Annotated in this window: 3 protein-coding genes; all 3 read left to right on the top strand. The window is 46.2% G+C overall.

All coding sequences use genetic code 11. The features are described 5' to 3' along the window. Nucleotides 1–15 precede the first annotated feature (15 nt). Genes HPY27_RS04375 through asnB form a run of 3 tightly spaced genes read left to right on the top strand, consistent with a single transcriptional unit; the run spans nucleotide 16 to nucleotide 15,287 of the window. Entirely contained in the window at nucleotides 16–7,374 is a 7,359-nt protein-coding gene (locus HPY27_RS04375; protein ID WP_174224415.1) for a beta-ketoacyl synthase N-terminal-like domain-containing protein, read from the top strand. Between the two features lie 54 nt (nucleotides 7,375–7,428). Continuing rightward, a complete protein-coding gene (locus HPY27_RS04370) occupies nucleotides 7,429–13,443 on the top strand; it encodes a non-ribosomal peptide synthetase (RefSeq protein WP_174224414.1) in 6,015 nt (2,004 codons plus the stop codon). A gap of 26 nt (nucleotides 13,444–13,469) precedes the next feature. Beyond that, entirely contained in the window at nucleotides 13,470–15,287 is a 1,818-nt protein-coding gene (gene asnB, locus HPY27_RS04365; RefSeq protein WP_174224413.1) for an asparagine synthase (glutamine-hydrolyzing), read from the top strand. The last annotated feature ends 89 nt before the right edge of the window (nucleotides 15,288–15,376 follow it).

Genomic DNA, 15,376 nt, shown 5'->3' with positions numbered 1-15,376 from the left:
GAAGGAGTGCCTAGAATGAACAAAATGGACGAGCTTCTCTTAAAGTTACTATGGGGTCAAATGCAGTCGCTTGGCTGCTTTACGGAAAAGAATCAAGCGCTCAGCGATCTCAAAAGAAAAAGCGGTCTGCTTGACTTATATGACATGTGGCTCGAAGAAACGGCTTCTGTTTTGGCTCGGAATGATTATCTCGTTTACGATAGTGCAACATCTACCGTGATCGATACTGCTCCCATTTCCAGTACGGCTGTCTGGCAAGAATGGGAGCAAGAAAAAGAAGTCTGGCTAAAAAATTCGGATACGAATGCGCAAGTCAAGCTAGTCGAGGCAACCCTGCGTGCTTTACCGCAAATTCTCACTGGAAAAGTGCGGGCCACAGAAGTCATCTTTCCCAATTCGTCGATGGAATTAGTCGAGAAGGTATACAAAAATAACACGGTTTCCGACTACTTCAATGAAGTTCTCGCTGATACAGTGGTTGCTTTTGTTGAGGAACGGTTGAACCAAGATTCTGCGGCCCGCATTCGCATTCTCGAGATTGGTGCAGGTACGGGAGGAACAAGTGCCGTCGTTTTCCAAAAACTAAAGGTGTATGAAGAGCATATCCAGGAATATTGCTACACAGACCTCTCCAAAGCCTTTTTCATGCATGCAGAAAAAGAATATGGCCCAAGCAATCCTTATTTGACCTATCAGATTTTTAACGTAGAAGAGTCGGTGACGGGACAAGGAATTGATCTAGGCGGGTATGATATTGTCATTGCAGCCAATGTCCTGCACGCCACCAAAAATATTCGCCAAACGCTGCGTAACGCGAAAGCTGTTTTAAAGAAGAACGGCTTGCTACTGCTGAATGAAATGAGTAAAAACACCATCTTCCTCCATCTTACCTTTGGTTTGTTGGAGGGATGGTGGCTGTACGAAGACCCAGAGCTGCGCCTTTCAGGCTGCCCTGGGCTATCTTCGTCAAAGTGGCAGAGAGTATTGGAGGAAGAAGGATTTCAGTCGGTCTTTTTCCCAACAGAAGAGGCGCGCGTGATGGGGCAGCAGATTATTGTTACCGAAAGCGACGGCGTGATTCGCCAACAGCAAAAACAACAGCCTAAACCTGCAACGAGCATAAATGCGGAACAACCAAAACCAAAGAGAGTGAACATACCTTCCGCTCCTGAAGGAAAGGCAATCGAGGAAGTCCTGCGCGGAAAAAGTATGGAATACATCAAACAGTTGATTGCTGAAACGCTGAAAATGCCGAGTAACCGAATGGATACTTCAGAGTCTTTAGAGGCATATGGGATGGATTCCATTTTATCTGTACAACTGATCAATCAATTTCGGAAAATTTTCGGGGAAACGATCAGCGGTACATTGTTTTTTGAATATCAGACAGTAGATGACTTAGTCGAGCATTTACTAGAGACACAAAGGGAAGCACTGATTTCACTCACAGGATTGGATGATCACAAGCAGGAGCCAAATCGAACGGAAGATCATGTTGAGTTTTCTCCATTGCCGAAAATCGAAGGGAAACGAAACCCAAGAAAAGCGAGAGCATTTGCGTCATCTGCTCATTCGCAAATGACGGCGTCAAAGCCTGCGTCCCCCGGTAAAATAGCGATTATTGGCATGAGTGGGCGCTTTGCTCAAGCTAACACATTGGATGAGTTTTGGGAGAATTTGGTGCAGGGTAAAAAGTCTATTTCAGAAATTCCAGCCAAGCGTTGGGATTGGACAGAGTATTATCATCCAAATCGAGAGGAAGCCATTTCCCAAGGAAAAAGCTATAGCAAATGGGGGGCCTTCTTAGAAGAATTTGATCAGTTTGATCCGTTATTTTTCAATATGACTCCGCGAGAAGCAGAAAATATAGACCCTCAAGAGCGCCTCTATTTAGAAGAGTGTTGGAAGGCGTTAGAAGATGCAGGCTATGCCTCATCGAAGATGTCTACGGAGCTGCGAAAGCGAACAGGGGTATTTGGTGGCATTACGAAACAAGGTTTTCATCTGTATAGCACGGAAACCACCCATCACTTTCCGACAACCTCATATTCATCGATGGTAAATCGGGCTTCCTACTATCTAAACTTACAGGGTCCGAGTATGCCGATCGATACGATGTGTTCCTCAGCGTTAGTAGCGATTCATGAAGCATGTGAATACATCCGAAACGGGAAGGGAAGCATGGCGATTGCTGGTGGGGTGAATCTGTACACCCATCCGCATACCTACTTTGGTCTGACAGTGGGACAGCTCATCTCCCATACTTCTGACAGTGCTGCCTTTGGGAACGGCGGAATAGGTTTTGTGCCTGGTGAGGGAGTGGGTGCTGTTGTTCTCAAGGATTACGATCAGGCTGTACAGGACCTGGACCATATTTATGCCGTGATACGAGGAACCGCCGTCAACCATAAGGGCAAAGCCAATAGCTACATGACACCAAGCCCCAACCCAATTGCAGATGTGATGAAAGAAGCATTGGAAGAAGGCGGACTGGACCCTCGATCCATTAGTTATCTAGAAATGTCTGCCTATGGATCAGACATCGTCGATGCGGTCGAAATGACAGCGGTGACGAAAGCTTTTCACAACCGTCAAGGAACAGCAGGGGACTATCGACTCGGTTCGGTCAAACCGAATATCGGGCATTGTGAATCAGCTTCCGGTATGTCGCAGCTGATGAAAGTGATTTTGTCGTTACAGCATCAGACGCTGGTTCCAACCCTGATTCCTGACGATTTGAATCCAACTATTCCTTTTGATCAACTCCCCTTTCAATTGCAGCGAGAGGTATCGGAATGGAAGAAGGTCACTGTAGATGGGCAGACAGTCCCCCGACGAGCAGGCATTACCAGCTTTGGCGGCGGTGGAGTGAATGCCCATCTTATCGTTGAGGAATACAACCGAAATTCACCAAGTAGAGTAAATGATTCAGAGCCTCAGCTGTTTGTTTTTTCGGCTAAGACGAAAGAGAGATTGCAAGCGTACATTCATCGCTGGATTGGTTATTTGCAAAAGCACCAACATATCGATCTAGCGAATACAGCTTATACCCTTCAAATCGGAAGAGAAGAAATGCCTTGCCGTTTAGCTGTTATCACCAATAGCCAAACAGAACTTTACCAGCAATTAGAACGTTGGTTGGAGCATCAAGCAGAGACGGATCATTGCTTTTTTGGTGATCTCAAGGAAAACAAAGAATGGATGTCAGACCGAGTTGCTCAGGCAATCGAACTAAGAGATGTAGTGGAACTGGCAAAATGGTGGGTTCTAGGCAATCCCATCCCTTGGCAGAAGCTGCATGAAGGGAAGGAGTTATCCCGAGTAACTAAGCTCCCAACCTATCCATTTAAGAGGAGAACGTGCTGGATAGAACGCAATCAAACGAATCACTCTAGGAGGGAGACGAGCATGACATCCGCTCATCCAGAATTCGAAAACAAGGCCGTTGAGATTTACACCTATAGCGCCAACAGCAGCGAAGCGGAGTTTTCGGAGGATTACTTGACCGTATGTCCATTTGAAAGGAAGATTCCAGGCTTTTCAATGAGTCGCGTCATTTTGAATCCGGAAAAATATCCGTTGGAAAGAGAAATGGTAAGAGAGAAGCAAGTAGAGATGCGACAAGTACTTTTTTGCAAAGAAAATTTTTCGCGCGTGCAAAAAGTGTTGGACTTTGGATGCGGTCATGGGACAGATGTGATTCAAATAGCAGAGCTCTATCCGCATATGCAAACCCACGGATTTACGATTACCAAGGCGCAAGCAGAGCTTGGCAATCAACGAATCGCGCAGAAAAATCTGGGTGCTCGTGCGAAAATTTTCAACAAAGACAGCTCCAAGGATGCCTTTCCCGATCTCTACGACATGATTGTCGGGATTGAAGTGAGCTTCCATATTCGAAATAAACATGGATTATTTCAAAATATCTCTTCTTCTCTGAACGAAGAGGGAACTGTTCTGTTGATCGATTACATAGCGAATACGCGAGGACCAATCGTAGACCAGAACGTAGAAGTCAGCATTCCCACCGTGCAAGAATGGATTGAGCTTTTAGCGGAGCATCAGTTAGTGATCGATGAAATCATTGACGTATCGCCGCAGATTGCTAACGCCTTGCATGATCCTGACGTGGAACAGTACATCAAGCATCTGCCAAAAGCTGTTCAAGATTTGTATATTAATACAGTCAATCAATCCATCTCACTCGAACGAGGGTGGATCAGCTATTGCTTGTTTAAGCTGAAAAAGGCTCCGCATCTTGCGTATACGAAGCGTTGTGAATGGAATGCCAGCAAAATATCGAAGAAAAGACCTTACCCAGAAGCATTAGCGGAAATGGTAAACAGCGGTTCTATTCCTTATCCGAAAAAGCAAACGCGAACTCTCCCGAATCCAATTCAGTATGACCACAGCTTTCATTGGAATAGGGAAACCATCAAAGAATCTTTGGTAGAGGCTTTTGCTGCCGTTTTAGGTCATCTACCAGGAGAGCTGGAAGAAGTAGAGACCTTGAAGGATATAGGAATTGGCTCTCTTAATGCCGTTGCCTTATCCGAAATGATTAATAGCAAATTCAATCTGAAACTACCGACCAGCGTTGTGTTCGAACATAATACATTAGACTCATTGGCAAGCTATATAGCCAGCCATTTGCAGCAATACGAGCCTAGCCAGCTCCATGCAAGAAAACCATTCGTGTCGGATGCTCAAAATCACTCAATTACATCTGAATATTCTGAACAAAAATGTGATTTTGCGGCAGATCAGCCTATTCCGGATCGGGCAAAAATCAAAGCGAGCCTGATCCAGGTCTTTTCGACCGTTTTAGGCTTGAGACAAGAAGAGCTGGAAGAGGTAGAATCCCTTAAGGATTTGGGAATTGGCTCGCTCAATGCCGTTCCATTATCCGAAGCCATCAATAGCAAGTTTCATCTAAAACTACCAACGAGTGTTGTGTTTGAGCATAATACGCTAGATGCATTGGCGAGCTACATCGCGACTCATCTACCAGAGCGCCTATCAGCGCAGACAGAATCGTTTAACCAAAATCATGGAAATCTTGACGAGGAGCCTGCTTATACAGAGAGAGTCTCAACCCGGAATATTGCCTACGAGCCGCCTAAAGCTGCTTCCGATGATATTGCGATCATTGGGATTTCCTGCCGCACAGCAGGAGCCCGGGGGCAAGATGAATTCTGGGAGCTCGTCAGTCAGGGCAAAGATTGCATCAGAGAAGTGACCAATCCAGACTGGCGCGCCTTTTTCAAAGAAAATGCACTCGGCGATATTCCGATTAAATACGGGGCGATGGAGGAAATTGAATATTTTGATCCAGCGTTTTTCAAAATTTCTCCTACCGAAGCCCAATCAATGGATGTCACGCAGCGCATCCTTTTACAAGAGAGCTATAAAGCATTAGAGGACGCAGGTTATACCCCGTCCATGCTGAGAGGACAACCCGTTGGAACCGTCATTGGCGCCATGGCGGGAATGACAGTAGAACAAGATTTCTCTCATTTTGGCATGCTCGGATCGGATACGAGTATACTCGCCTCGCGCATCGCTTATTTCCTTGACCTAAAAGGACCCGCTCTGGCTGTGAACACAGCTTGCTCATCCTCTTTGGTGGCGATCGATATTGCTTGCCAAAAGCTGAAGACGGAAGAGGTCAATCTGGCCATCGCAGGAGGAATTACGATTTATTCCCATCCTGCCCCGTTTATTTCGATGAGTAACGCAAGGATGCTATCTCCTACAGGGGAGTGCCGTCCGTTTGACAATGGAGCCAATGGCATTGTAGTTGGGGATGGCGTTGGCGTTGTGATTTTAAAAAGATTGCAAGATGCATTACGAGATAACGATAGCATCTATGGTGTCATCCGTGGCAGTGGGACCAATCAGGATGGACGGACATTGGGCATTACCGTGCCTAGCTTCCAAGCGCAAAGCGACCTGCAAAAATCCATTTACGCGAAAAAACAGATGGATGTGGAAGACATTCAATATATCGAGGCACACGGAACCGCAACCAAATTAGGGGACCCTGTAGAGATTCATGCGCTGAGTGAATCCTTCCGCCAATTCACACCGAAGAAACGATTCTGCGCCATTGGTTCTTTGAAAGCCAACATCGGCCATACCACAGCGGCGGCTGGGGTGTTGAGTGTCATCAAGGTTTTACTCAGCATGAAAAACAAGAAGATGGCCCCTTCGATCCATTTTGTCAAAGAGAATGAACACATTGATTTTGAAAACAGCCCTGTTTACGTGAATACGAAGCTGCAAGATTGGCAGACCAATTCCAAAGGCTCTCGATTGGCAGCGGTCAGCTCTTTTGGCTTCAGCGGCACCAATGCTCATCTGGTGATCGAAGAGTTTGATAGAAGCAAGGTAAGAGCCTCTGCTCCTGTTGTGGGTCAAGAGATAGCGACGGGAGTCTTCGTGCTGTCAGCAGAATCACGTGAGCAATTGGTGGCCTATGCCATGAAAACAAAGGCATTTGTAGAGAATCATCATGATGTGAAACTGGCAGATTTCCTTTATACCTATCAGACTGCAAGGGAATCGATGTCTCATCGAGTAGCAATCGTGGTAGACAGTAAGGAACAGCTGATTGCGCAGTTAGAGCAATTCATACAAAGTAATGGGGCGAAAACGGCTGATCTGTTTATCGGAGAAATAAACAAAACGGGCGGAATCAAGATCGGCGATACGGAAGAGGGACGGGATTTTATCCGCAATCTCGCTCTGAACAAGAAGATCAAAAAACTGGCTGAGCTATGGGTTCATGGTAACGAAATAGAGTGGGGAGCTCTCTATCCAAAAGGAATGGTAAGCCGACTATCAGGCCTGCCAAGCTATCCTTTTGCCAAGGAACGATACCGTTTACCCAAAGTTGTCGTAGGCAACCGAACCCATCCAGAAGCAGCCGCCACCTCCGAACTGACAGCAGAAAAACACGAACACAGAGCAGCAGACATAGCCAACTCAACTGAGCTACCTCGTGTTCAGGTGGAAGAAGCAGATGTGAGCGAGACAGAAATCCAAAACTCGGTGATCCATCATGATGTCATACATGCTGACGATGATGATACACCACGTAACGAACTCGTGAGAAAAATTGCTGCTGCGTGGGAAGAGGTACTTGGCGTGAAAAAGGTTGACATCCACAAAAACTTCCAAGATCTTGGCGGCGATTCAATCATGGCCACTCAGATTATTTCCAGATTGAAGAATAGCTTCCCGGTTGATTTGGATTTAGACAATCTCTTTTCCGCGCCAACCGTGGCAGGGATGGCGGAGCTGATTGAAGAGGAACTGATTGCTGCTATTGATGAGCTTCCAGAAGAGGCAATTTTGGAGCTATTAAGCTGATGAATTCATCTATAAAAAAGGCAGCAGAATCACCATGTGGGAAGGAGCAATCCGATGATCAATGAGAAGGAATCAGCTAAATCAAGAGATGAGATACTTGCCGAGAGCAGATCGAAGCTTTCCGAGAAGAAACTGGCATTGCTGGAGAAGCTGAAAGGCTCAAAACTGGAGACGAAAAAGACTGGAATTCCGCGGCGTTCAAGAGAGGGCTTCGTGCCCCTCTCTTTTGCCCAGCAGAGACTATGGTTTTTAGACCAGTTGGTACCGAACAGTCCTGCCTATAATGTGGTTGCCGCCTTCCATCTATCGGGTGAGCTTCACACAAACATCATGGAGCAGTGCGTTAATGAGATAGTGGAACGCCATGAAGCCCTGCGAACTACCTTTCAAGTCGCAAACGGAGAGCCGTATCAGCTCATTGCTCCTGCCTTGCAAATTCCTTTTCCTATTGTCGACCTGACAGGACATCACGAGGCGCAGAGGGAGGATGAGTTTCGCCGACTCGCGAAAGAGGAAAGCATGTATGTTTTCGATTTAACCAAGGGACCGTTGTTGCGTGTTACTTTATTCAGACTCGGCGAAGACTTGAATATTCTACTTTTGAACGTTCACCATATCATCATAGACGGATGGTCAGTCGGAGTTTTCTTCAGAGAAATGGTTCTGCTTTATCAGGCATATCTTGCGGACAAGCCTTCCCCATTGCCTGAGCTTCCGATCCAGTATGCTGATTTTTCAAGCTGGCAGCGGGAGTGGCTTCAAGGAGAAGTGCTTGAGAAACAGCTTTCTTACTGGAGAGAAACCCTTGGAAAAGAAAGCAGCGCGTTAGAGCTACCAGTAGACCGTACAAGACCTCCTATCCAAACGTTTCAAGGAGGGAGCCTAAAACTAAAGATTCCCTCTTCCCTTTCACATGCTATGAAAGCGCTGAGCGAGCAAGAAAATGCCACGCTGTATATGGTTTTGATCACCGCGTTAAAGATATTGTTGCACCGTTACAGCGGGCAAAATGATATCCGGGTGGGAGTGCCCGTAGCGAATCGTAACCGAGTGGAAATGGAGAATCTGGTTGGCTTTTTTGTAAATACGTTGGTTCTCAAAACAGATGTTTCCGGCAATCAAAGCTTTAGAGAACTGTTGTCACGTGTGAGAGAAACAGCGAACAGCGCATACAGACATCAAGACGTACCATTTGAACGATTAGTGGACGAATTGCAGCCTGAGCGTAATATGAGTCAAAATCCACTGTTTGAAGTTTGCTTTGTGTTGCAGAACTTTCCTATGCCGAAAAAATCGGACATGTCTGCATTAGGTTTTTCCTTGGTCAAATTTGAAGAGTTCCGTAACAACACATCCAAGTTTGACCTCTGGATTCAGGTTGTAGAAAAAGGCGATATCCTTGACCTAGACGTCGAGTTCAATTCCGATATTTTTAATGAATCGACAATTAGTCGCTTGTTAGAAAGCTTTACAATCGTGCTGGCAGGCATTGTCGCGAATCCGAACCAGCCGATTTCAGATTTGCCGATTTTGACCACTGCGGAAGAGCAAAAGCTGTTGGTCGAATGGAACGATACGAAGACGTACTACCCACAGCAAGATAGGTGCCTCCACGAAATGATCGAAGCGCAGGCTGCCAAAACACCAGATGCCCCAGCCGTTATTTTTGAAGAGAAGCAACTCACTTACCGTGAATTGGATCAACGGGCGAATCAACTGGCTAACCATCTCGTAAAACAGGGTGTAAGCGCGGAAACGCTTGTGGGCATTTATATGGAGCGCTCATTTGAGATGGTCATTGGGCTGTTAGGTATCCTCAAAGCAGGTGGGGCCTACGTTCCCCTAGATCCAAGCTATCCGCAAGATCGGGTTGCCTTCATGATCACGGATGCGAATCCTTCTTTCCTCTTGACTGCGGAGGAGCTGAAGAACACGCTCCCTGAATACGGTGGACAACTCATTTGCCTCGATTCAGATTGGGAGACAATTAGCATGGAGAGCCATATGGCGCCTGCAAGCGGAGTCAACAGCGACAATTTGGCGTACATGATTTACACCTCAGGTTCCACTGGAAAGCCAAAAGGTGCGATGAATGCTCATCGCGGTATCGTCAACCGACTTTTATGGATGCAGGAACAATATCAACTGAATGAAACCGATCGCGTCATGCAAAAGACGCCTTTCAGCTTTGATGTGTCGGTTTGGGAATTTTTCTGGCCGTTAATGACGGGCGCTTGCATGGTAGTAGCTCGTCCAGAAGGTCATAAAGATACGACTTATTTGGCACGTTTGATCAAAAAAGAGAAAATCACTACCATGCACTTTGTTCCTTCGATGCTTCAGGTGTTCCTGGAGGAGACAGAAATTAGCGGCTGCGATACGCTACGACAAGTCATTTGCAGTGGCGAAGCCTTATCTTATGCAACGCAGGAGCGCTTTTTCGAGTGTCTCGATGCGGAATTGCACAACCTCTATGGTCCTACAGAAGCGGCGATTGATGTCACGTACTGGGCATGTCAAAAAGGAAGCAAGCTTAGATCCGTGCCGATTGGACGTCCTGTGGCAAACACCCAAATCTACCTGTTAGACGAGCACCTGAATCCTGTTCCCGTGGGTGTTGCCGGCGAGCTGCACATCGGTGGTGTACAGCTGGCTCGCGGATACTATAACCGACCTGAGCTGACAGAAGAGAAATTCATCCCTGATCCATTCAGCAAAAAAGAGGGGGCACGCCTTTATAAAACAGGTGACTTGGCACGTTACATGCCGGATGGAACGATCGAGTATCTGGGTCGAATTGATTTTATGGTCAAATTAAGAGGGTTCCGTATCGAGCTGGGTGAGATTGAAGCTGTATTGGATGAACATCCACATGTACAAAAAGCGGCTGTGATCGTTCATGAATCCGAGCAGAGACCAGGGCATAAGCAGTTGATATCTTATATCGTGCCAGATTCACAGGCCAAGGAAAAACTGAAAAAGGCAACAGAAGAAGAAGCGCTTCCAGCGGAACAGGTATCAGAATGGCAGGATGTCTTTGATAAAGCCTATGATGATGAAAATAAATATGAGGCCGATTTCAACATTACCAGCTGGAACAGCAGTTATACGGGTCAGCCCCTTTTAGCGGAAGAAATGCGTGAATGGGTCAATTCGACGGTTGATCGTATCCTTGCCTTGCAACCGAAAAAGGTACTCGAAATCGGGTGCGGTACAGGGCTGTTATTATCCCGGATAGCGCCTCATTGTGAGCAGTATTGGGGAACAGATTTTTCGTCGATGGCGTTGGATTATATTACGGCGAATCTGATCAACCAAAGAGAGGATTTATCTAATGTCACACTGCGTAAGAGCTATGCGGATGATTTTCGTGGGCTAAAGGGACAGAAGTTCGATGTGATCGTGCTCAACTCTGTGGTGCAGTATTTCCCGGATGCGAGCTACCTGTTGGATGTGCTGAAAAAGGCCATACACGCCATGAATGACAAAGGAGCAATCTTTGTCGGTGATGTTCGTAATCTTTCTTTACTGCAAACCTTCCTCACTGATGTTGAGATGGAAAAGTCACCGGCGACGTTGACTATCGATCAATTGCAGCACCGTGTGCAGAAGCGAATGAGACAAGAGCAGGAGCTGGTTATCGATCCTGCATTTTTCTATGCGCTTCAAGCGCAGCTGCATCAGATCAGCCATGTAGAAATCAAGTTAAAGCGAGGAAGTCATCATAACGAATTAACTCGCTATCGCTATGATGTGGTTCTTCATCTCGGCAAAAAAGTGCAGCCGATTGAGGACTTTTCCTGGCTGGATTGGCATGAGGAGGGATTCCAAAATATTGATGGACTTCGTCAAATCATGACCAAGTATAAACCGCAAATCTTAGGTCTTACGAATATCCCTAATTTGCGGTTGGACAGGGCGAATCGATACCAGTCGTTGCTTGCTGACAGCGATGTTCTCAAAACGGTAGAAGAACTGAGAACAGATCAAAACCATCCAGGCACTGGAATAGATCCTGAGGAGCTTTGGCAGTTGGGCGCTGAGCTTCGATACAGCGTGGATATCGCTTGGATGGGTGATAGAGAGAATGGCAGCTATGAAGCAGTACTCCGACCTGAGCATTTACTAGAAAAAAGACAGCGTAACACAGTGGTCACCGCGTGGCACCGTCCAGCGAAACAATACCAGGCGATCGAAACGTATGCGAACGATCCTTTGACAGACAGAGTTGCTCGCCAGTTCATTCCAGAGCTGCGCAGTTATTTACGGGATAAGCTGCCAGATTACATGGTTCCGTCTATCTTCGAGTTTATCAAGGAAATGCCAGTGAACATGAATGGAAAATTGGATCGCAAAGCGCTTCCTGCGCCGCTTATGGAAGTGCCAGAGATGGAGGGAGATTTTGTACCACCGACGACGGAGACGGAAAACATTCTTGCCAATGTCTGGGCTGAAATATTGGGCTTGGATAAGGTTGGCATACATAATAACTTCTTCGGATTGGGTGGCGACTCCATTCATACCATTCGAGTGGTTGCGAGAGCAAAACAATTCGGTCTGGAACTGACTCCACAGCAAATTTTCCAATTCCAGACCATAGCTGAACTAGCAGAGGTTGTAGGTGGGGCCTCCACCCAAAGCGCGAAGCGAACTCCAAACGCAGTAGAGTTACCAACATTGGATAAGCATCAGCTGGATCGGATAAAAGGAGATAACCCATACATGGAGGATGTTTATCCGCTGACGATCATGCAAGAGAATATGCTTTATCGATACAAGCATCATCCAGAACCAGGTTTGAATGTGGTTCATCATGCTTTTCGCATAGAGGGTGGCCCTTTCCATGTATCTGCTTTCGAGCAGGCATGGAAGCATCTCATCCAACAATTCCCTGCATTGCGAACTTCCTTCATCTGGGAAGAGCTGGATGAACCGATGCAGATCGTGCATGAGAAAGTGGATATCCACATCAAACAGGAAGATTGGCGTGACATTCCGGAAGATGATCAACATGAACAATTGCAATCCTACATTCAAAAGCTTAGACAACAAGGATTTGAGATGGGCCATGCACCACATGCGCATCTTGCTCTGCTTCAAGTAGGAGAGGATGTCTACTACTTTATTTATGTCTTCAACCTGATGTTACAGGATGGCTGGAGCTATACGTTGATCGTGAAAAGATTATTCGAATATTATCAAGCGTTTTCCCAAGGGACGGCGATTGATATTGTGCCTGTCTATCCTTATCGGGATTATGTTGCGCTACAAAAAGGGCAGGACTTAACGGATGCCGAGTTGTTTTGGAAGAAAAATCTGAAAGGAATGACCAGCTCCACTCTTGAATGGGCGCAAGCGAGCAGGAAGAATATCTCTGCCGATGAACCTCCCTATTCTCAAGAAAGGTTCATCGTATCGCCAGAAGTCTCCTCGGCGCTATTATCCTTGTCCAAAAAGTATCATCTGACGCCATATACATTGGTGCAGGGGGCTTGGGCATTGCTGCTCCATCATTACAGCGGTAAGGAAGACGTTGTTTTTGGTACGATCTTCTCCGGCCGCAGCATTGCGATGATGGAGGTCGAGCATTCTGTCGGGCTTTTCTTCAATATTCTGCCCATTCGCGTGAGCATTGAGCAAAACATGAGGTTCTTGTCTTGGCTCCAAAACATGCAGTCCAAGGTAGTAGAGACGAGTCAGTACGAATACACGCCGCTGAAAAAAATATACGAGTGGTGCGATATTCCACGAGATCGGCTCTTGTTTGACAGCTATCTGGTAAGCGAACAGCTTCCAGATTTCTCTTCTGTGTTTAGAGGATTTAATGATGTCCTCGGCGCTACCATCTATGATTCTATCGCGCAGACGGAGCATCCGTTACGAGTGGAAATCCTTTTCTATGAACAAGTGCTAGTCCTGCATATCAACTACTATCGACGTTTCTTCAACGATAAGGAGATTAGCGGTATGCTGCAGCATTTGAATACTCTTTTAGAAGGATTGGTAACGACCCCAGAGCAAAAGGTAAGCGAGTTAATCAATACGATAACGTATCATCCCCAACACTAAATTGGCGAACAAGAGGAGAGGTTACTATGTGTGGAATTGTGGGATGGCTTGATTGGGATGACGATTTGTCATCCCAGCATGCTATTTTGCACAAAATGGCTCAAGCGATCCAGCATCGCGGGCCAGACGAAGAGGGATATTGGTTGTCTCCTCGGGCAGCGATTGCGCATCGGCGCCTGATCGTGATCGACCCAGAAGGTGGCAAGCAGCCCATGATCTACCGAGAAGGAGATCAGACGTGTGTCCTATCGTTTAATGGCGAAATCTATAATTATTTGGAACTGCGCCGCCAGTTAGAATTGCTCGGACACTCCTTTCAAACCAATTCTGACACGGAAGTATTACTGCACGCTTTTTTGGAGTGGAGAGAGGAATGTGTCCGTCATCTCAATGGAATTTTTGCATTCGCCATTTGGGACGAAAAAAATCATCGATTGTTTTTAGCGCGTGACCACTTAGGTGTGAAACCATTATTTTATTGCCAACGAGGGAGCTCGTTCTTGTTCGGCTCCGAACTGAAAGCTTTGCTTGCCCATCCAAAAGTGAAGCCTGAAGTAGAAGCGGATGGGTTAGCGGATATTATCGGACTCGGTCCGGCGAGAACGCCTGGATTTGGAATTTTCCGCAATGTCAATGAGGTTCGCGCTGGACATTGTGTAACAGTCACGAAGGATCAAATCAGAACAAGGGCCTATTGGAAGCTGGAAAGTAACGTGCATACTGACGATATAGATACAACGACAGAAAGGATACGCGCTCTGTTACAAGACACGGTTCAACGTCAGTTAATCTCTGACCTGCCATTGGTTAGTATGCTGTCTGGCGGTTTGGACTCGAGTGGCTTGGTAGCTTTAGCCGCTGAAGAGCTTCGTAAAAAAGGGAAGACGTTGCACACCTATTCGGTTGATTTTGTTGACAATGATCAGCATTTTGAAGAGGGTTTGTTGCACATTAGCTTGGATGCACCATGGGCGAAATCCGTTTCAGAGCATGTACAAACGAAGCATCAAGAGATTACCTTCAACGCTCAAGATCTGATTACTCATTTTCATATGCCGTTGAGAGCGCGTGATCTGCCGGGATTAGGAGAGACGGATACGTCGCTCTATTTGTTTTGTCGTGAAATGAAGAAAAACGCGACCGTCTCGCTATCAGGTGAATCGGCAGACGAAGTGTTTAACGGGTATCCTTGGTTTCAGAAGGAGAAATTCTTGAATTCAGGCAAATTCCCTTGGATGGAGCATGACGGGTGGAGTTCATTTTTAAATGAAGAAGCCATCGAAAAAATCCGCCCACAAGAATATCTTCGCAGGCGGTATGAAGAAGGGATTGCAGAGGTACATCCTTTGGAAGGGGAGACAGCATTGGAAGCGCAACAGCGCAAAATGTCGTACCTCTTTATCACACGCTTTCTTCCGCTGCTATTGGATCGCAAGGATCGAATGAGCATGTATACGGGGTTTGAAGTACGTGTTCCTTATTGTGATTACCGTCTAGTTGAATATTTATGGAATGTCCCATGGAAAGTAAAAAATATTGATCAAATCGAAAAAGGCTTGCTTCGCAGAGCGTACAAAGGATATTTGCCGCAAGAAGTATTGTACCGCAACAAAAGCGCATATCCGATGACCTATCATCCAGAGTATTACCATGCGATTTTGGACCATATGAAACAAATTTTAGCGAATCCTAATTCGCCTCTACTACCATTGATTAATCAGTCTGTGATCCAATTTGTACTGGATGGAAAAGCACCGATGAATCTAGCTCAATCAACGAAGCTGATCGAATACCTCGTTCAGATCAATATGTGGTTAGAGGAATACAAGATTTCCATTCGATAGAAGCCCGTGGATTTGCTGATAAAAAGGACAGTCAGGATGATTTTTCCTGACTGTTTTTCTTTCAAAAATTAAGTTTGAAGGGGTGTGGA

The organism is Brevibacillus sp. HB1.1 (assembly GCF_013332445.1).
In the GTDB taxonomy this organism is placed as follows: Bacteria; Bacillota; Bacilli; order Brevibacillales; family Brevibacillaceae; genus Brevibacillus; species Brevibacillus porteri.
The sequence above is the reverse complement of the archived record's forward strand: the minus strand, read 5'-3'. Positions and strand labels throughout refer to the sequence as shown.